The 19,441-nt window shown below is 44.5% G+C and carries 15 protein-coding genes; all 15 read left to right on the plus strand.

The features are described 5' to 3' along the window. Window positions 1–54: 54 nt before the first annotated feature. The 15 genes from MHI48_RS02430 (at window position 55) to MHI48_RS02500 (ending at window position 19,354) form a co-directional block, all read left to right on the plus strand. Window positions 55–645 carry a DUF1572 family protein gene (locus tag MHI48_RS02430; protein WP_405142876.1) on the plus strand — a complete coding sequence of 197 codons (591 nt, stop codon included), beginning with the start codon at window positions 55–57 and terminating at the stop codon, window positions 643–645. Then, a complete protein-coding gene (locus MHI48_RS02435) occupies window positions 642–1,232 on the plus strand; it encodes a histidine phosphatase family protein (RefSeq protein WP_405142878.1) in 591 nt (196 codons plus the stop codon). Before MHI48_RS02430 ends, MHI48_RS02435 begins: the two co-directional genes overlap by 4 nt. Window positions 1,233–1,293: 61 nt before the next feature. After that, window positions 1,294–2,010, plus strand: a complete 717-nt coding sequence (pxpB, locus tag MHI48_RS02440) for a 5-oxoprolinase subunit PxpB (protein WP_405142880.1) — start codon at window positions 1,294–1,296, stop codon at window positions 2,008–2,010. Continuing rightward, window positions 2,007–3,038 (plus strand): biotin-dependent carboxyltransferase family protein, encoded by a 1,032-nt coding sequence (locus MHI48_RS02445; RefSeq protein WP_340027783.1) that lies wholly within the window; start codon window positions 2,007–2,009, stop codon window positions 3,036–3,038. Before pxpB ends, MHI48_RS02445 begins: the two co-directional genes overlap by 4 nt. Next, a complete protein-coding gene (locus tag MHI48_RS02450) occupies window positions 3,038–3,811 on the plus strand; it encodes a LamB/YcsF family protein (protein WP_405142882.1) in 774 nt (257 codons plus the stop codon). Before MHI48_RS02445 ends, MHI48_RS02450 begins: the two co-directional genes overlap by 1 nt. Before the next feature lie 86 nt (window positions 3,812–3,897). Next, entirely contained in the window at window positions 3,898–4,356 is a 459-nt protein-coding gene (locus MHI48_RS02455) for an NUDIX domain-containing protein (protein WP_405142884.1), read from the plus strand. A 456-nt stretch (window positions 4,357–4,812) separates the two neighbouring features. Next, window positions 4,813–5,229, plus strand: coding sequence for a pyridoxamine 5'-phosphate oxidase family protein (locus MHI48_RS02460; RefSeq protein ID WP_017690978.1), 417 nt, complete (start codon window positions 4,813–4,815; stop codon window positions 5,227–5,229). A 477-nt stretch (window positions 5,230–5,706) separates the two neighbouring features. Then, on the plus strand, window positions 5,707–7,980 hold the full coding sequence (locus MHI48_RS02465) for a bifunctional 2',3'-cyclic-nucleotide 2'-phosphodiesterase/3'-nucleotidase (RefSeq protein ID WP_127547838.1): 2,274 nt from the start codon (window positions 5,707–5,709) through the stop codon (window positions 7,978–7,980). Between the two features lie 212 nt (window positions 7,981–8,192). Further along, a complete protein-coding gene (locus MHI48_RS02470) occupies window positions 8,193–9,251 on the plus strand; it encodes an EAL domain-containing protein (protein WP_076253863.1) in 1,059 nt (352 codons plus the stop codon). A gap of 173 nt (window positions 9,252–9,424) precedes the next feature. Continuing rightward, complete coding sequence (locus MHI48_RS02475; protein WP_405142887.1) at window positions 9,425–11,512, plus strand: methyl-accepting chemotaxis protein; 2,088 nt, start codon at window positions 9,425–9,427, stop codon at window positions 11,510–11,512. Between the two features lie 187 nt (window positions 11,513–11,699). Next, complete coding sequence (locus tag MHI48_RS02480) at window positions 11,700–12,992, plus strand: arsenic transporter (protein ID WP_047840355.1); 1,293 nt, start codon at window positions 11,700–11,702, stop codon at window positions 12,990–12,992. A gap of 246 nt (window positions 12,993–13,238) precedes the next feature. Continuing rightward, a complete protein-coding gene (locus MHI48_RS02485) occupies window positions 13,239–15,104 on the plus strand; it encodes a PRD domain-containing protein (RefSeq protein WP_036673202.1) in 1,866 nt (621 codons plus the stop codon). Between the two features lie 17 nt (window positions 15,105–15,121). Then, window positions 15,122–16,000, plus strand: coding sequence for a ketose-bisphosphate aldolase (locus MHI48_RS02490; RefSeq protein ID WP_405142890.1), 879 nt, complete (start codon window positions 15,122–15,124; stop codon window positions 15,998–16,000). A gap of 15 nt (window positions 16,001–16,015) precedes the next feature. Beyond that, complete coding sequence (locus MHI48_RS02495) at window positions 16,016–17,941, plus strand: fructose-specific PTS transporter subunit EIIC (RefSeq protein WP_353883097.1); 1,926 nt, start codon at window positions 16,016–16,018, stop codon at window positions 17,939–17,941. Window positions 17,942–18,427: 486 nt separating this feature from the next. Next, complete coding sequence (locus MHI48_RS02500) at window positions 18,428–19,354, plus strand: phosphate ABC transporter substrate-binding protein (RefSeq protein ID WP_074093252.1); 927 nt, start codon at window positions 18,428–18,430, stop codon at window positions 19,352–19,354. Window positions 19,355–19,441: the final 87 nt, after the last annotated feature.

Raw genomic sequence — 19,441 nt, forward strand, 5'->3', positions numbered from 1 at the left:
TTCTATTTGGACGTGATCTGGGGACATTATACTTTTTCGAAGGGTGGTTAACGGATGGATATGAATCAGGTTTTTCTGGAGACAGCCGAGAAGCAATTCTTGTATTACAAGCAGCTCGGGGAAAAAGCCATGGCACAACTGGATTCCGAGCAATTGTTTCAATCCTGGAATGAAGACGCGAACAGCATTGCGGTAATCGTAAAACATCTATGGGGCAATATGCTGTCCCGCTGGACGGATGTATTGACAACAGATGGTGAGAAACCGTGGCGTGAACGGGACGCCGAGTTCGTGAATGATATTTCGTCCCGGGAAGAGTTGCTCGCCAAATGGGAGGAAGGCTGGAATTGTCTACTCGAAGCCATTCGTTCGTTTACCCCGGAACAATTGTCTCATATCATATATATTCGGAATGAAGGTCATACCATGATGGAGGCCATTATTCGGCAATTAGCACATTATCCGTATCATGTCGGGCAGATTGTATTTGCCGCAAAAATGCTCAAAGAAACAGCTTGGGACAGTCTCTCGATTCCGAGAAACGGGTCAGATCAATATAACGGCGGCAAATTTGCCAAGCCGAAGGCACGCAAACATTTTACAGAAGATGAACTTCATATAGAAAAAGGTGAGGAGCAACAATGACTCAAATTGCATTGATTCGCCATGGAAGTACAGCGTGGAATAAGGAAAAACGTTCACAGGGACAGACGGATAATCCGCTGGATCAGGAAGGAAGGGAACAGGCGGTATTACTTGCCGCGAGACTGGCCGAAGAATCCTGGGATGCCATCTATGCAAGTGACTTGGAACGTGCAAGTGAGACGGCTCGCATCATTGGTGATCGCTTGGGTATTCAGGAGATTCATCTGGACCCTAGACTTCGCGAGATGGGCGGAGGACAGGTCGAAGGAACAACGGAAGAGGAACGGTTAGCCAAGTGGGGAGCGGACTGGAGTACCCTGGATCTTGGACGGGAGCTTGCAGATGCAGGGACTGTTCGAGGCAGTGCGGTGCTTGAAGATATTGTACAGCAGCACCCCGATGGAAGAGTGATCGTTGTCAGTCACGGAGCCGTTCTGCGGAATACACTGCGAGGTCTGGTGCCTGAACTGGATATCAGTGTGAAGCTGTCCAACACATCCATTACCCGGATCGCCAAGAATGAGAATGTGTGGCAATGCGAACTGTACAATTGCAGCGTGCATTTGGATTCGTCCAGGGAGTCCTAATAGATGGATGCTCTGACGTTAAAACGCTAGCAAACTTTGTGGACAAAGGGGGAGATGGCGCATGACCAAACAGCCGTATTCATGGACGGAGGAGATCTTATCTCCGCTGGGTGAGGAAGCGGTTATCATCCAGTGTGGAGATCAATTGTCTGACGCTGTGCAGCGCAGAGTGATGTCTGTATGTGCTTTGCTGGAAAAAAGCACTTTGCCAGCCATGATCGAATGGGTGCCTTCTTACACGTCCGTTACAGTATTTTATGATCCGTTCATCTCCTCTTACCCTCAGTTATGCAAGATTCTACTTCAACAGTTGAATCAAATGAAGGAATCCGTACAAGACAAACCCAGAACGGTCACGATTCCCGTATGTTATGGTGGCGAGTGGGGCCCTGATCTGGACTACGTTGCCAGTGAACATGGACTGACCGCAGAGGACGTTATTGCGATTCATACATCCGGGGATTATCTCGTACATATGATTGGGTTTGCACCGGGTTTTCCGTATCTCGGCGGGTTGTCTGAACAGATTGCTACGCCCAGACGGGCAACGCCAAGGCTTCGGGTTGAGGCGGGCACAGTAGGTATTGGTGGCAAACAGACGGGAATCTATCCAGTGGATACACCCGGGGGATGGCAATGTATTGGACGAACGCCACTCCGGTTGTTTCGGCCGGATGAGAACATACCGAGTTTGCTGGCAGCAGGTGATCGGGTTCGATTCGAACAGATTACGATGCAGGACTATCTGGCGTTGAAGCGGAAGGAGGGCGAACGATGAGTATTGAAGTGATTCGCCCTGGCCTGTTATCTACCGTTCAGGATGAAGGCAGAACCGGCTATCGCCGGTATGGTATTCATCCTGGCGGGGTCATGGACACCTTTGCAGCCAGAGCAGCCAATATGCTTGTGGGCAACTCCCGACATGCGGCAGTGCTGGAGATGACGATGACGGGACCGGAGCTTCGATTTCAGGAGAGCCAGCTAGTCTCATTATGTGGAGCCGATCTGACGGCAACGGTGGATCATCTGCCTGTACCTTTGTGGCGTCCTGTGTTGGTGCGGGCTGGAAGTGTACTGAAATTTGGCCCATGTCGTCATGGGTTGCGTGGATATCTGGCGATTGCGGGTGGAATAGCTGTGCCTGAAGTGATGGGCAGTCGAAGTACAGACCTCAAGACAGGTCTTGGTGGTATGGATGGGCGAGCCTTGCGCGTGGGGGATTTGTTATCCAATGGTGAACTTTCTGTCGAAGCGCAAGGTTGGATGCAGCGTATGGAGCAGCAGGTAAAGGAGAGTGAGCGGGACTACCGAATATTGGGGCCTGCGTGGCTTTTATCTGAACGTGAAAGGCCTGACTATTACGGGAGATCTGTTATTCGTGTGATGGAGAGCAAGGATAGTTCGCTGTTCAGCGAAGAGAGTTTTGCACAATTCTATGCCGAAAAATACGTGATCTCTCCACAATCCGATCGGATGGGCTATCGCTTGCAAGGCTCCAGACTGGAGCTGGATCAGCCCCTGGATCGGTTGTCTGAAGCCGTTACCTATGGCACGGTACAGGTGCCACCGGATGGTCAGCCCATCATTTTGATGGCAGACCATCAGACGATAGGGGGTTATCCTGTCATTGCACAGGTAGCTCGGGTGGATATGCCAATCCTGGCTCAGGCTAGGCCAGGAACCCGAATTTCTTTTAAAAAGATTACGCATGATCAAGCCGGACAGTTGTATATGAAACAGGAACGCAACATGCAGCTCATCGATAAACTGATACGCAGGAGAATGGCAGGAATGGGGGGCGCTTAATGAATACCTCGAAAACCTTGGATATCAATTGTGATCTGGGCGAAAGTTATGGTATATATCGCACGCTATCCGATGAGTCCATTCTACCCTTGATTACATCAGCCAATATTGCCTGCGGGTTTCATGCAGGAGACCCGGCTACAATGCGGCTGACGGTAGAGAGGGCATTGGAGCATCAGGTGGCAATTGGAGCCCACCCCGGGTTGCCGGATTTGCAAGGGTTTGGCAGAAGACGTATGGACATTACGCCACGGGAAGCATATGACATGGTGGTGTATCAGATTGGTGCGCTGGATGCCTTTGTCCGGGCAAGCGGAGGGCGAATGCATCACGTAAAACCACATGGTGCCTTATACAATATGGCCGCAGAAGATGCGAAGCTTGCTGAAGCCATCACCGAGGCGATCTATCAAGTGCAGCCTGATCTGTATTTGTATGGTCTGGCGGGCAGTGAGTTGATTCATGCCGCGGATCGCATCGGTCTGCGTAGTGTGAGCGAAGTGTTTGCGGATCGAACCTATGGGACGGACGGAAAGTTAACTCCTCGCAGCCAAGCTGGAGCCCTCATTGAAGAATCGGGACAAGCGATTGCTCAAGTGCTTCGGATGGTGAAAGACGAAGTCGTTGTATCCACGGATGGTACGTTGGTTCCCATTAAGGCAGAGACTGTCTGTATCCACGGTGACGGTTCGAACGCTCTCGCATTTGCTCAAGAGATTCGTCGTGTGCTGGAATCGGAAGGCATTAAATTATCTTCGCATACCACGGGATGATAACCATGTTCAGCAGAACAACAGTAGTATCAGGTTGTTCGGATTGAACTTTGAAATTTTGGAATGACAAGGAGTGAATGAACAGAATGAAACCCATACGCAACTCGGCAAAGGCTGTCATTGTGCAGGATGGACAATTGCTGGTCATCCGGCTGGAAGACCAATATGGTACCGCTTATGTGTTCCCAGGTGGAGGACAGGAGAAAGGTGAAGAACTCAAGGATGCGGTCGCGCGCGAATGTCTGGAGGAGATTGGTCAGGCCGTGAACGTGGGAGAGCTGTTACATATCCGGGAATATATCGGTAAAAATCATGAATTCGCCGAGTGGGATGCAGATATCCATCAGGTTGAATTTTATTTTGCGTGCAGCCTGATCGATCCGGAGGCAACCGTTTTTGAAGGCTCCAATCCAGATGACCACCAAGTCGCCGTGGAATGGATTGCACTTGAAGAGCTGTCCAACATTCGTTTATATCCAAAAACAATTGGCGAATTGCTTCTTAAATCAGGCTCTTCTTCAATCTATCTTGGAGATCTGAATTAAATTAGCCATGAAGAAATATCGTGCTAACCCTTTTATGTAAACATTTTTATAAAGAACTTTTCCAATTTTGTCACGTTAGCGTATCGGTTCATGGATTCACCATAGGTGAGGTGGGTACACTATAAGTACAGGCTTATTACAAAAGCATTTGCATTAAGCTGTCTATAGTAATACGAGAATAATGAGCTGTCATTAAACACAAAGAGGTAGTAACAACTACACTTCTCTTGTACTTTTTATTATTCACCCTTAATTGGAAGAACGGTAGACGTAGTGGAGGGGACGGAATCGATTCTGAGGAAGCAAAGCGTTCGCCTTTATCACCGGATTTTCCCTTTGAGAAAAGGGAATCAAAAAAATCCGGGGATAACAGCGATCCAAAGAACGATCCGTACCCGCAACGGCCGCCTACAAGAGTTCTTCCAACATCCCCCCAAACCGAAAGGAGCACTTCCCATGAACCAGACTGAATTGGAACAAAACATTGTAAAAGCATTGGAAAACAACCCTTTTTGCAGCTTCTCCACTGTGGAGAATGGTAAACCGAAATCCCGCTATATGGCGCTTTTCAACGATGGACTGAACATTCATCTGGCAACGAACCGCCGTACACACAAAGTAGAGGAACTGGAGAATAATCCGAATGTTAGCCTGCTACTTGGTTATGAAGCTGGTGGTTCCAAGGAAGTAGTTGAGATCGAAGGAACCTGTGAAGTGACGAAGAACGAAGGATTGCGTGAGCAAGTGTGGAACGATGAACTGAAGGCGTGGTTCGATGGACCTAATGATCCGAACTATGTCATTCTGGACATCACCCCGGCTCGTATCGAATATACAGGGAAAGATCATGAACATCATGTGTGGGAACAATAATCCGAATATGAACATAACCTCTGCAAAGTAGCGTCCTTATGCGAAAATACGCGCAGAGTTTAATCCAACCGTGAAAGCCATTAAGGTTTCACGGTTTTTGGTATGGATGAATAACGCTGAATTGGATATACATGTAAGGCACATGTAATATACGTATTTTAAAGATAATAAGCACTAAATACCTACTAAAATGTTGAAAAAAATGTCGAATTCACGCATGATAATGTAAACTCGCCTAGGTATGTGCGGGTAATGTAAAAAATAATGCTTTTCAATGACTGAACATTGCGTTATGATTTGGAATGTAAACGACAAGCACAGACATAAATAGATGTTCATGTGAGATAAACTTACCTGAAATTCCGATGCATGTCATCAGAGCTTCAGTACGCACAACCCATGAAATCTATCTTTTTTCTGCGCTCTTCGTTTGCCCATTAATGCATGATTCAATGTACATAACCGGGAGGGGTTATTTTGAAAATGAGAAAAAAAGTATTATCAAGCCTGACTGCCGCTTTGGTTGCATTAAACGTGCTTGCGGTATTTCCGGTACCTGTGTCGGCTGCGGATGCTGCCAAAGTTAAACTGCGGATCATGGAGACCACAGACATTCATACCAATCTGGTTAACTATGATTATTATTCCGACAAAGAGACAGACCAATATGGACTCGCTAAAACAGCAACATTGATTAAGAAAGCCCGTGACGAAGCGAAGAACAGCCTGCTGTTTGATAACGGGGATCTAATTCAGGGGAATCCGCTGGGAGACTACACTGCCAAAATTGATCCATTGAAAAAGGGTGAGACTCACCCTGTATATAAAGCGATGAATCTGCTCGATTATGATGCAGGTAACATCGGTAACCATGAGTTCAACTATGGTCTGGACTTCCTGGACATGACGCTGGAGGGAGCAAACTTCCCTTACATTAATGCCAATGTTTATGTAGACGATGGTGATGATGATGAGACAAATGACAAGAACTATTTCACACCGTATGAGATTTTGGATAAAAAAGTAACGGATGAGACTGGCAAAGAACATACGATCAAAGTAGGTGTGATCGGATTTGTACCGCCACAAATCATGCAATGGGACAGCGCTAATCTTGAAGGTAAGGTCATCGCCAAAGACATTATTGCTACTGCGAAAAAATTCATTCCTGAAATGAAAGCCAAAGGTGCCGACATTATTGTAGCTATTCCTCACTCCGGATTTGAGGAAATTCCTCAAACGGATCTGATGGAGAACTCCGTTCTGTATCTGAGCCAAGTTGAAGGCATTAATGCTATTCTGTTTGGACATGCCCACAAAGTGTTCCCAAGTGCTGATTTTTCCGGCAAAAAAGGGGTAGACCTGGAGAAGGGCACCATTAACGGCGTTCCTGCTGTAGAGCCAGGATTCTGGGGGGATCACCTGGGGATTATTGATCTGGATCTAGAACAAGTGGATGGCAAATGGAAAGTGGTCGATTCCAAAACGGAAGCACGCCCAATCTATGACACAGCCAACAAAAAACCACTGGTAGAGGCTGATCAGGACATCATTGATGCGGTTCATGAAGAGCATGAAGGTACATTGGAGTATGTTCGTGGTCCGGTGGGCGAAACGACTGCACCCATCAACAGCTTCTTCGCTCTGGTTCAGGATGATCCATCCATTCAGATCGTAACGAATGCACAGAAATGGTATGTCGAAAAACATATGCAAGGTACGGAATATGAGAAAATCCCTGTATTGTCCGCAGGTGCACCGTTCAAAGCCGGTGGACGTTCAGGCGCTTCGTATTACACGAATATTCCTAAAGGCACCATTGCCATCAAAAACGTTGCTGACCTGTACGTGTATCCAAATACGGTACATGCTGTAATGGTTAACGGCGCAGAACTGAAAGAATGGCTGGAATGGTCTGCAGGTCAGTTCAACCAGATCGACCCGGCTAAAGGTGGACAACAACAACTGATCAACAATGACTTCCCAACGTACAACTTCGATGTTATCGATGGTGTAACGTATCAGATTGATGTGACACAACCAGCCAAGTATGACGGCAAAGCAACCGTTGTAAATGCATCGGCAAGCCGGATCAAGGATCTGAGTTTTAACGGTAAACCGATTGACCCAGCGCAAAAATTCATCGTAGCGACGAATAACTACCGTGCTTCTTCGTCCAAGCTGGCTAACCCGGACGGTAAACGTATCGTTCTGGCTGCACCGGATGAGAACCGTCAAGTGATCATCGACTACATCCGTGAGAATAAAACGATTAATCCGGCAGCGGACGGCAACTGGTCCCTGGCACCAATTAAGCCATCTGCTGGGTTAACCGCAGCAGCGCTGAACGATCTTGAAGTTGTGTTTGCTTCTTCCCCGGATGCAAAAGATCTGGTTGAAGCAAACCCGGCGATGTCTTTCATTGGTACAAATGATGATGGTTTTGCTGAATACGGCATGAAATTAACTGGAGAAGCAACAACAACTCCGAAACCAGGTACGGAGCCTGCTCCTACGCCTACAAAGCCAACTAAACCTACGGAGCCGACTACTCCAACCAAACCAACGACCAAGCCACAGCCTGAGAAACCAGCGGGCGGCAAAGTGGTATATGTGGTGAAAAAAGGCGATAACTTGTACCGCATAGGTTTGAAATATGGTGTAGACTGGCGCAAGCTTGCGACAGCTAACCAAATCTCAAATGTGCATAACCTGAAAGTTGGACAGAAAATCGTGATTCCCGCTTCTTAAAGTTTAATAAGTTGAGGGAGACCGACAGTCATCAGACTGTCGGTCTTTTTTTCTGCAAATTTGAATATATTTGTTCCAAGAACCGTCATACAGGAAGTCATCAAAACAGTAGAGATTAATTTTAAGACCCATGATATAATATTTACAAACTTTGGGTATATACAAGTGAACATTAATGGACATGGAATCTAAATTGGCAAGGGGGGTCCTACATGAATTGCAGTGGCTGCAGTCCAATCTATCCTATAGAGGGCCAAGGTACCTTGTACTTGCGTCCCATTTCCCCCGCTTTGCTGGAAGCGCTACAAACGCCGGGAAGACTTATCGAGACGTCGGATGACATGATGTGGATGGATTTTTCGAATCTTGAGACGGTTCAAAATTTAATAAAAGAGATCGGCGAAATTGATCCGACATTACGTGATTCCCTAACCGTTCAGATTATGCCTATTTACGAACAGGCTAATGAAGAAAGCTGGATTAGTCTAACCATGCAGGAGTCCCGTTTCAAACATGCGGAGCTTGTTTCCATTATTCTGGAGCATCAATTCAGCAGTCATATGCAACCCATCGTTGATGCATCGGAGCAGATTATCGGATATGAGTTTTTGCTTCGTCCTGCTGAGAATGGAAAATCCTTCAGTTCCTATGAATTATTTGAAGTTGCGCGTGAGACCGGACTACATTCTTTTCTGGATCGATTGGCGCGTATTACTGCTATTGAGACCAGTGCCCTTTTTTTGCCGCATGGTGTCAAACGCTTCGTAAATTTCCTGCCTTCCTCCATATACAATCCCGAATATTGTCTGACACATACGTTTGAAGCGATTGAACGCCTTTCGCTGGACCCTAAAGATTTTGTGTTTGAAGTCGTGGAAACAGAGCAGATTCAGCATATGCCTATCTTGCAGCAAATCTTTGAGGTATATCGTTCCCGTGGAATGTCGGTTGCACTGGATGATGTGGGTGCCGGATATTCGACAATAGAGTTGATGAATCGGTTAGAACCGGATTTTGTCAAAATAGATCGAAGTCTTATTGATCGTTGTGATCAGGATTCGACCAAACAAGAGAAAATTCTTCATATTGTTGAGATGTCGAGTCGATTTGGAGGGCAAGTCCTTGCCGAGGGGATCGAACGAATGGAAGAGTTTGAATTCTGTCGTTCCATAGGTATTGAGCTTGCACAGGGCTACTATTTTGGTAAACCCTCTGCGCAACCCCCAGGCGGTCCTTACTCTAATACTTCATCTAATTCATGGAATAATTAGTAACCTGTACCTTGTACAAGTCGCTTCTGATCAGAGGTGGCTTGTTTGGCGTGCCTGCACATTTTTCTCTCAAATAAATACCCTCATTTAGCCGATATATAAGATAAGCCTTTTAGATTGATCCATACATACAAAGAAAGAGGGCATTTTTACATTTTGAGGGGGAGAAAGACATGAGTGAAACTCAGGATAATAAACCAATGAAAGCAGCGAAACCTACCAAACCAAAACATAGTCAAAATAAAAAGAAGAAAAAGAAAGGTTTTGTCTGGAATATAAGGAACAAACTATTGGTCTCCTTCTTGGCTGTTCTACTCCTGCCAAGCTTGGCAGTCGGCTTGATCACACTAACGATGGCTGAAGATGGCGTACAAGGACAATTAGTGGATAGTGCCATGCAAAGTGTGAGCACTGCCAATACCATTGTAGAAAGCCAAGTGAATTACAAGATTCATGACATTAACTATTTCGCGGATGCTCTTGATCCGACCCTGATCAAAGGGGAGAACGATAGTCCCGAGCTTCAGTTGAAACTGGAGCAATATCTGGGCTTGCATCCCGATGCCATGAATATTTTTGTAGGAACAACAGACGGAGTCATGGTTCGAGGTAAACCAACAGCGAGCAGCACACGGGGAGATGCTTTTGACCCTAGAGAGCGGGAGTGGTACAAACTAGCGATGGAAAAGCCAGGTACAGCTGTTGTATCAGCTGTATCTGTTAATACCGATGGTGTTGCAGTTGTGTTTATCTCCAAAACATTAAAGGATCAATCCGGTGTCATCGGTTTATCTCTGGACCTGACAGACCTGCAAGAGCAGACATCCATTAAGGTGGGCAAAGAAGGCTACGTCATTATTATGGATGCAAACAAAAACTATGTCGTATCCCCTGTAGCAGATGCAGGTACGCCGGAAACGAGTGGCTTGCTGGATGAGATGTATGAAGGTCCAGAAGGTCAATTCGATTACGTGTTCAACGATCAGCCGAAGATGATGATTTTTTCAACAAATGAAGCAACAGGCTGGAAAATTGCAGGCACGATGCTCAAGAGTGAAGTAACTAATGCAAGTAAGGATATTCGCATGGCCACATTTATTGTTATTCTGGCGGCTACGTTCCTTACACTCCTCTTTATTATATGGTTTACACGCTCCATGCTGCGTCCAATTAAACGACTGCAGGAATCTGCCAGAGCCGTGAGTAAAGGTGACTTGACCGTGAAAATGGAAACAGGGCGTAAAGATGAAGTCGGAGAACTAGCGAAGTATTTTGAACGTATGGTCGATAACCTGCGGATGATGATTCTGGGCGTACAGGAAACGACAGAGCAGGTATCTGCTTCTTCTCAAGAATTGTCTGCCAGTGCAGAACAAACTACCAAAGCGATTGAACATTCAACACTGGCCATTCAGGAACTGGCTGAAGGTGCAGAGCAGCAGGTAAACAGCGTGAAAGACGGATCGGGACAGATGAGCCGAATGGCAGAAGATGTTCGAATGATGTCGGAGCGTGTGCAGTCGATTACGGCGAATATGCGGCATACGTCCGGAGCGGCTTCATCTGGGAATGAGGCAGCAGGACAGGCTGTGGAGCAGATGAACAGTATCCAGGAAACGGTGGAGAAGCTGGGGACGGTGGTTCAATCTCTGAATGCCCGTTCCGTTGAGATTGGTAGCATGGTTGATGTCATTGCTTCCATCTCCAAACAAACGAACTTGCTCGCATTGAATGCTTCCATTGAAGCGGCAAGAGCGGGGGATGCGGGTCGTGGGTTTGCAGTTGTAGCTGGTGAGGTTCGTAAACTGGCAGAAGAATCCGGAAGTTCGGCAGCGCAGATTGGTGAGGTGGTTCATAATATCCGTCAGGACATGGATGCCGCTCTAATCGCTATGAATGCGGCTCAGACTCGGGTAGGAGAAGGAATTCAGGCCGTGAATACGTCAGGACAATCCTTTGCTCAGATTCGGGAGGCGGTGGAAGATGCTGTTCATACATTGGATGACTTGTCCGCAACAACGAAGCAACTGGAGAGCGGTGCATCCCACGTTGCCAAGGCGATGAGTGATATTTCGAATGTGACCCAGGAATCGGCTGCGAATACAGAATCCGTGTCGGCATCTTCGCAAGAACAACTGGCATCGGTAGAAGAGATTGCATCATCCTCGGCACATCTGAATAGCATGGCGGAACAATTACAAGGGTTGCTTGGCATGTTCAATATGGTAGAGGATACGCCGAAGGATAAGGGCAAAGAATAAAATCTAACATTGGAACGCCATAATTTACCACACTTTTTATAATAGAAGAAAATAAAGATAGACAATGTTCCTGTAGCCCTGTATAAATATATCGTCTGGTTATTCTGCGCGTATAGCGGTGTAATCTTACAAAACAAGATCGAATTAACGAAATAATATATTGATACAGGGTACAGCAGGAGGCTCTATGGTATACGTAGCAATACTGATTTTTGTAGTAACGATCACCTTGGTGATCTGGCAACCTCGTGGATTGGGTATCGGTTGGACTGCCTCGGGTGGAGCATTGCTTGCTCTGTTATGTGGAGTTGTTAGCTTAAACGATGCCTCGGATGTAGCATCCATTGTATGGAATGCAACGCTAGCCTTTGTTGGCATTATTATGATTTCTCTCATTCTCGACGAGACGGGTTTCTTCGAATGGGCTGCCCTTCATATGGCAAGGCTGGCTGGAGGAGACGGTCGCAGACTGTTCTTCTACTCCATTCTGCTGGGAGCCGCGGTGTCTGCCTTGTTCGCGAATGACGGTGCCGCGCTCATTCTGACGCCAATTGTGCTGGCAATGGTGCGTGCATTGAAGTTTGATGAGCGCATGGTGTTGGCTTTTGTGATGGCGAGTGGGTTTATCGCCGATACCACGTCGTTACCGCTGGTCGTCAGCAATCTGGTTAACATTGTTTCGGCCGATTTCTTTGGCATTACATTTGTGGAGTATGCGGTACGCATGGTTGTGCCCAATCTGTTCTCAATCGTAGCGAGTACGGGGATGTTGTTTTTGTTCTATCGCAAAAGCATACCCCTTCGCTACGACATCTCCGCGGCACGTGACCCCAAGGAAGCGATACGTGATCCACGGATGTTCCGAATCGCCTGGTTCATGCTTGGGCTGTTATTGGTTGCCTATGCATCCAGTGAGTTTCTGCCGATTCCCGTGTCGGTTATCGTTGGCTCCGTTGCGTTGCTGTTCGCTTTGTTGGCACGCAAGAGCGAGGCTGTTGATCTGAAACGGGTAATCAAAGAAGCGCCATGGTCGATTGTGGTGTTCTCGGTGGGCATGTATATCGTCGTATATGGACTGCGTAATGCGGGGTTAACGGATCATTTGAGCCGCTGGCTGGATGCCATAGCAGAGCATGGTCTGCTGGCTGCTTCGCTCGGGATGGGCATCATCGCTGCTGTATTATCATCGGTGATGAACAACCTGCCGACCGTGTTGATTAACCTGCTAGCCATCCAGGGTGCACATACTGAAGGTATTATTCAGGAAGCATTGATCTATGCCAATGTCATTGGTTCCGACCTGGGTCCCAAAATGACCCCGATTGGATCACTTGCCACATTGCTGTGGCTGCATGTGTTGTCCCGCAAAGGTGTGAAGATCACATGGGGGTATTATTTCAAAGCAGGCATCATCCTGACGATCCCGACATTGTTAATTACGTTGGCCGGATTGGCGCTGTGGCTCTGGATTTTAGGTTAGTACAATCGTATTTTACATTTTCAACTAGCACAGACCGTTATACACACAAACCAACCTTTTTAGAAGGTTGGTTTTTTTGTGTTCTGTTTTCCTTCCCAAACGATTCTTAAATAGAATACTAACTTAGAATTTAAAAAAGTGGGTATCATAAACGAATACACGATCACTTCCTAACTATTAGGAAAGAGTATAGGCTTGGTGGATATAAAGCGCTTGCATTAGTATGTGTGTAAGGAGGAAAGCCAAATGAGAAAACGTTACATTAAGCTATTAGAGCATTTAAAACAATCTGAGCATGATTTTGTGAGTGGAAGCGAATTAGCTAATCTATTTGATGTAACGACTAGAACGATTCGCAATGACATCAAAGAAATAAATGAAAATTATTTAGATAAAGCAATGATTATTGGCAATACTCGCAAAGGATACAAATTAGTCGGGGATTTATCCAGCCTGTATAAAAATGAAGATGATGACGAAGAAAGAGCATTTCATATTATCAAAGCACTGTTATCGCAGACTGATTTTATTACGTATGAGGATCTGGCTAGAACGCTTTATTTTTCGACTCAAACGATCCGTAAAGACGTGCAAAAATTAGTGCAAACGATTCAAGCAGAAAAGCAGAACATCGAAATTGAAGCGATTATTTTCCAAGGTATCCGGCTTAAAGGAAGCGAAGTTGAGAAGCGGATTTTGCTCAAAAAACTAGTCACTACCGATTGTCTCAAACACATGCCGATAGACGAAGCACTGCAATACTATTTTGGCGATTGGTTCAACGAATCTTCTATTCATTTTATCTACGCTTGTATTGAAGAAGAGGTTGCCAAGTATAATTTATTGCTAAGTTTTCAAGAATTATTCTCGATCTGTGTGAATGTTTTGATCAGTCTTAAACGAGTAAGTCTTACACAAAAAATAACTGAACAGGATATGAGGTTGGATCATACAAGCTTTGAAGAATTAAAAATAGCCCAATCTATTCTGATCCGTCTGGCTCAAGAAATGGATATCCCTTTTGATGAATATGAGTATCAGTATTTAGGTTACCTGCTGATCGCATTGCAGATCTTACCTAAAAAAAATGAAGAAATCGGGCATGAACACGTGAATGAAATGGAACAAAAAATCAAATCAGTGATCCAAAAAGTTGGAGAGCAATATGGATTCATCAGCTACAAAAACCAAGAGTTACTTGATCGATTATTAGCTCATATTACCAAATCATTATACCCATTAAAGTATTATTTCCCTGTCGAAAATCCTTTTATTGCTCAAATAAAATCAGAATATACCAATGCTTATAATGTCGCAGTTGTGTTGGCAAAAGAATTGCAATTTTGCTTAAATATCAAAATACCCGAAAATGAAATCGGTTACTTGACGTTACACATAATGGGCATTATTGAGAACTCTCAAGATAACAGAAAACGTATTGCAATTATTTATGGCAAAAATCTATTAGTCGGCAAGCTATTGGAGCGTAAGATTAATCTCTATTTTCCGAATATTAGAATCGATAGTCTATTAGCTAATCATGAAATACATCTTCTTCCCGAAGAAATTGAAACGATTATCACAACGAGCGAGATTGCGGAACAACAGCAGTTAAATGTACAAAATATCATTCTGGTAAGTGAAATGATTACAAGTGATGATATGAAGAATATTTCGATTCAGTTAAATCGTGGACTACTCAAATATTATTTATCACCAGATGATGTTTTTTTCCTAAATGAAGACAATCCAATTGATTTGTTAAAAAAACTTACAGAACTAGGCGATATTCAGCATTTATATACCAGTATTGTGGAAAGAGAAAAAATGTCGAGTACCAATATTGGGAATTTGGTCGCGATGCCCCATCCATTTGATTGTGGAGATAACAAAAAACTACGTGTACTGGTAGCGATTAATAAGCAGAAAATGCTATGGGGTGATCAGATGGCGCAGATCATTTTTCTGTTTATTCCGCCGAAAAATCAGAAGGTGAATAACACCAAATTTTTCGAAGAAATTTACGATGTGTTTAAACAGACCAATATGACAGAAAAACTACTCCATATCACCAATTACGATGAATTTTTGGAAGTCTGGTCTTCCAAATAAATCTAGGAGGAATTCAAATGTTAATTAATATGAAAGATTTACTTAAAGTAGCGTATGAAAATAAATTTGCAGTCGGATCATTTAATGTAGCCAATAGCGAGTTCGTCAAAGTGGTCATTACAGCCGCAGAAGAGCAGAATTCGCCTGCAATTATGCAGATTCACCCGAATGAAATTGATTTAGTCACTGATGGGTTTATAGCTTATGTGCGAGAAGCGGCATCCAAGTCCAAAGTCCCGTTTGTTATTCATCTGGATCATGGAGCGACGATCAAAGATATTACGCGTTCGATTCGCAATGGGTATTCATCAGTCATGATGGATGCATCTCATTTACCTTTTGAGGAGAATATTGCGGCAACCAAGGAAGCGGTTGAACTGGCTCATCTGGTCGATGTATCTGTAGAAGGTGAACTAGGTACAATTGGGAGTAATGAAGGCAGCTCGGAAGGTGGGGCTGACGAGATTTTGTATACGAATCCAGAAGAAGCGGCGATTTTTGTAGAACAAACAGGTATCGATACACTTGCTGTCGCTGTAGGTACTTCACATGGTATTTATCCTCAATCCAAAGATCATTCAATCAAAATCGATCGTTTAAAACAAATTCATGAAAAAGTAAAAATTCCGTTAGTGCTGCATGGTGGATCAGATAATCCTGATGAAGAGATTAGAGAAGCCGTGAAGCATGGGATAGCGAAGATCAATTTATCAACCGATATGAAGCGAGCATTCTACAACCAATTAAGAGCGACACTCGATGCGAATCCGAATGCATATGAACCGGATCAACTGATGCCTGAGGCGACCAAAGCGGCAACAGAACTGGTGAAGAAAAAAATGGATCTGTTCGGTTCTACGGGTAAAGCATCCCTTTATAAACTGGGAGAAATTTAAGAGGAGAGATCCATCATGAAGATTTCTAATGTCTTAAAACCAGAAAATATCATATTAGATGTCACCGCTACGACCAAAGCCGAATTAATAGATGAATTGTCGCAAAAGTTAAACGATAACGGCTATTTAAGCGATATTGAGCAATTTAAAAAAGATATCTGGGCACGTGAAGAACAGGTTCCTACAGAAGTGGGATTCGGAATAGCCATTCCACATGCCAAGTCTACTGGAGTACAGTCCCCTGCCATTATTATGGGCAGATCATTAAGCGGTATTGAATATAGTACCGAATCATGTAATTTATTTTTTATGATTGCAGTCGATCAAAGCTCTTCATCAGAACATTTGCAAACATTATCCAAAATTTCGACCTTTTTGATGGATGAACTATTTAGAGCGAAACTTATCCTTGCTCGAGATCAAGAAGAGATTGTCCGTTTATTTGAACAGGCAGAAGAGCAAGATGCGCAGGCACTTCAACGTCCTAAAAAGTATGCTGGCAAAAAAGTGGTTGGAGTTACAGGCTGTCCTACAGGAATTGCCCATACGTTTATGGCCGCGGAAGCATTGAAAAATGCGGCCAAAGAACTCGGTGTACACATTAAAGTGCAAACCAATGGATCAACAGGTGTTGGAAATCAATTGACTCCTGAAGATATTGCTGAAGCTGATGGTATTATTGTGGCGGCAGATGTCAAAGTCGATATGGATGTTTTTGGCGATCGTCCAGTGATCAAAACCTCTGTCAAAAATGGAGTCCATCATGCACAAGAGTTAATTGAAGATGCGATTGCTGGAAAAGGTGTCGTTTTGAATCAAGGCAACAGTACTCTTAAAGAAGCAAAAGAAAAAACACGTTTAAAGCAGCCTAAAATATACAGCCATATTATGAATGGTGTATCCTTTATGATTCCTTTTGTAGTGGCAGGCGGTATATTGATTGCGCTTTCGTTTATGTTTGGTATTCATGCGGCTGACCCAAATAGCCCGGACTATAATGCTTTCGCCGCTTTTTTAAGTACAGCAGGGGGTAGTGCTGCTTTTGCATTGATGGTTCCTGTATTAGCAGGGTATATTGCGTATAGTATTGCTGACCGTCCAGGATTGGCACCTGGTATGATTGGTGGGATGCTGGCAACTATTGGAGGTTCCGGCTTTTTGGGAGGTATGCTGGCTGGATTTATCGCCGGTTATACGATCATAGCTCTGAAAAAATTAGTCAAAGGCATTCCTGACTCACTGCAAAGCCTGTCACCTGTGCTGATCTTGCCATTAGTAGGTTCATTTATAACCGCCTTGATTATGTATTTTGTCATCAACAGTCCGATGGCTTGGATCAATGAGTCGTTACAAGGTTGGCTAAATGGTTTAACAGGTTCTAATGCTATTTTATTAGGAGCACTTCTGGCAGGAATGATGGCATCTGATATGGGAGGGCCGATTAACAAAACAGCTTCTGCATTTGGACTGGCGATGTTCGCCAATCAAATCTTTGAACCTTCTGCTGCTCTGATGGTTGGAGGTATGGTTCCGCCACTGGGTATTGCATTAGCTACAACATTATTTAAGAATAAATTTTCAATCGAAGAACGTAATGCAGGCAAAGCCGCTTATATTATGGGTGCATCGTTTATTACAGAAGCCGCGATTCCGTTTGCCGCAAATGATCCCTTGCGAGTTATTCCATCCAATATTGTAGGTGCAGCGATTGGTGGAGGAATGTGCATGGCTCTAGGCATTTCGTTACAAGCTCCTCACGGTGGAATCTTTGTTATTCCCATTGCGGCAAGTAATCCATTATTGTATATTGTCTGTATTTTAGTTGGTTCCATCATTACAGCTTGTATGATTGGATTGTTAAAGAAACCTGTATATCAACCAAAAAGTAATTCAAGCGACCCGTCAGATAAAAAAGCCTTAACAACTATGAAATCTGCATAAATTCTCTAACCACCTGGTGCCATGCACTGGCTGTGAGGCAGTTGATTGTTCTATATAACGGATTGATTCAATATCTACATTAAGTATTTACACAAGGCCAGCCTTTTATAGGGCTGGCCTTTTTTGCCTACTTCCCAGGCAGGAGATTGAAATGCCTGAGATCCAACGAGCGCTGACACAGCGCAGGGAACGGAACGATTGTGGAAAAGCGAAGCGTTCGCCTTTATCCCCGGATGTATTCCTTGAAAAAAGTAAATCATATAAATCCGGGGATAACAGCGATTGAAACAACGTCCGTTCCCGAAACGACCTCTTCAGCGATAGATTAAATCCCAAATATTTCAAAATGCTGCCGATATTTTTAACATTGCGTTTACAAAACACTGATTTTAAGATGACATACCGAAACTACAATGAGTAAAGAGTTGATGGTGAACAAACAAATTCACAAAACGCCATCACTACATTGGGGGAGGAAAACAAAACATGTTTAAAAAGTTGCCGTTTATTTTGATGACCTTAACGTTCGTACTGGTACTCGCAGCATGCGGATCGAAAAATGACGCTGGTACAGAGGGTGCCGCAAGCAATGGATCAGGAGAAGCTGCTACTGAGCTTAGCGGTAACATTCTGGCAGTCGGATCGACAGCATTGCTACCTCTGGTAGAACAAGCTGGACAGAAATTTATGGCAGTTGATGAATATAAGAACGTAACGGTTCAAGTTCAAGGTGGCGGTAGTGGTACTGGTTTGACACAAGTATCTGACGGACAAGCTACAATCGGTAACTCTGATGTATTTGCAGAAGAGAAACTGGAGGACGAAGCCAAAGTAAAAGAATTGGTTGACCATCAAGTAGCAGTAGTAGCTATGGCACCAGTTAGCAACAAAGATGCAGGTGTAGAAGATTTGACGAAGCAACAACTGATCGACATCTTCTCCGGTAAAGTAACAAACTGGAAAGACGTTGGCGGCGCGGATAAAGCAATTGTTATTGTAAACCGTCCGAGCAGTTCCGGTACCCGTGCAACTTTTGAGAAGTATGCATTGGGTGCAAAAATGGGTGATATCCAAGGTTCGATTCAAGAAGATTCTTCTGGTAACGTAAAAAAATTGGTATCTGAAACGCCAGGTGCTATTGGTTACCTCGCCTTGTCTTACTTGGATGACAGCTTGCAAGTGTTGAAATACGAAGGTGTAGAAGCAACAGTTGAGAACGTAGAAGCAGGAACTTATCCAGTGTGGGCTTACGAGCACATGTACACAAAAGGTGAGCCTGATGCAGCAACAAAAGCATTCTTGGATTACATCTTGAGTGACGAAATTCAACAAAACGACGTGACAGAACTTGGATACATTCCAATGTCAGGTATGAAAGTAAAACGCGATGCAGCAGGTAATGTGGTTGAGTAATCTTTGAACTTGCGCATACAGCGAAAGAGGCGGACTAAGGTCCCGCCTCTTTACGCGGTTTGCTCTAAAATAATCCCATATTTTGCA

This window comes from Paenibacillus sp. FSL H7-0942, from assembly GCF_045040715.1.
Lineage (GTDB): Bacteria > Bacillota > Bacilli > Paenibacillales > Paenibacillaceae > Paenibacillus > Paenibacillus amylolyticus.

What these genes read in the sequence shown, in the direction of transcription:
- MHI48_RS02500 (WP_074093252.1), top strand. Translation starts at nt 18,428, where the DNA reads ATGTTTAAAAAGTTGCCGTTTATTTTGATGACCTTAACGTTCGTACTG.
- MHI48_RS02495 (WP_353883097.1), top strand. Translation starts at nt 16,016, where the DNA reads ATGAAGATTTCTAATGTCTTAAAACCAGAAAATATCATATTAGATGTC.
- MHI48_RS02460 (WP_017690978.1), top strand. Translation starts at nt 4,813, where the DNA reads ATGAACCAGACTGAATTGGAACAAAACATTGTAAAAGCATTGGAAAAC.
- MHI48_RS02455 (WP_405142884.1), top strand. Translation starts at nt 3,898, where the DNA reads ATGAAACCCATACGCAACTCGGCAAAGGCTGTCATTGTGCAGGATGGA.
- MHI48_RS02480 (WP_047840355.1), top strand. Translation starts at nt 11,700, where the DNA reads ATGGTATACGTAGCAATACTGATTTTTGTAGTAACGATCACCTTGGTG.
- pxpB (WP_405142880.1), top strand. Translation starts at nt 1,294, where the DNA reads ATGACCAAACAGCCGTATTCATGGACGGAGGAGATCTTATCTCCGCTG.
- MHI48_RS02475 (WP_405142887.1), top strand. Translation starts at nt 9,425, where the DNA reads ATGAGTGAAACTCAGGATAATAAACCAATGAAAGCAGCGAAACCTACC.
- MHI48_RS02470 (WP_076253863.1), top strand. Translation starts at nt 8,193, where the DNA reads ATGAATTGCAGTGGCTGCAGTCCAATCTATCCTATAGAGGGCCAAGGT.
- MHI48_RS02435 (WP_405142878.1), top strand. Translation starts at nt 642, where the DNA reads ATGACTCAAATTGCATTGATTCGCCATGGAAGTACAGCGTGGAATAAG.
- MHI48_RS02430 (WP_405142876.1), top strand. Translation starts at nt 55, where the DNA reads ATGGATATGAATCAGGTTTTTCTGGAGACAGCCGAGAAGCAATTCTTG.
- MHI48_RS02490 (WP_405142890.1), top strand. Translation starts at nt 15,122, where the DNA reads ATGTTAATTAATATGAAAGATTTACTTAAAGTAGCGTATGAAAATAAA.
- MHI48_RS02485 (WP_036673202.1), top strand. Translation starts at nt 13,239, where the DNA reads ATGAGAAAACGTTACATTAAGCTATTAGAGCATTTAAAACAATCTGAG.
- MHI48_RS02445 (WP_340027783.1), top strand. Translation starts at nt 2,007, where the DNA reads ATGAGTATTGAAGTGATTCGCCCTGGCCTGTTATCTACCGTTCAGGAT.
- MHI48_RS02450 (WP_405142882.1), top strand. Translation starts at nt 3,038, where the DNA reads ATGAATACCTCGAAAACCTTGGATATCAATTGTGATCTGGGCGAAAGT.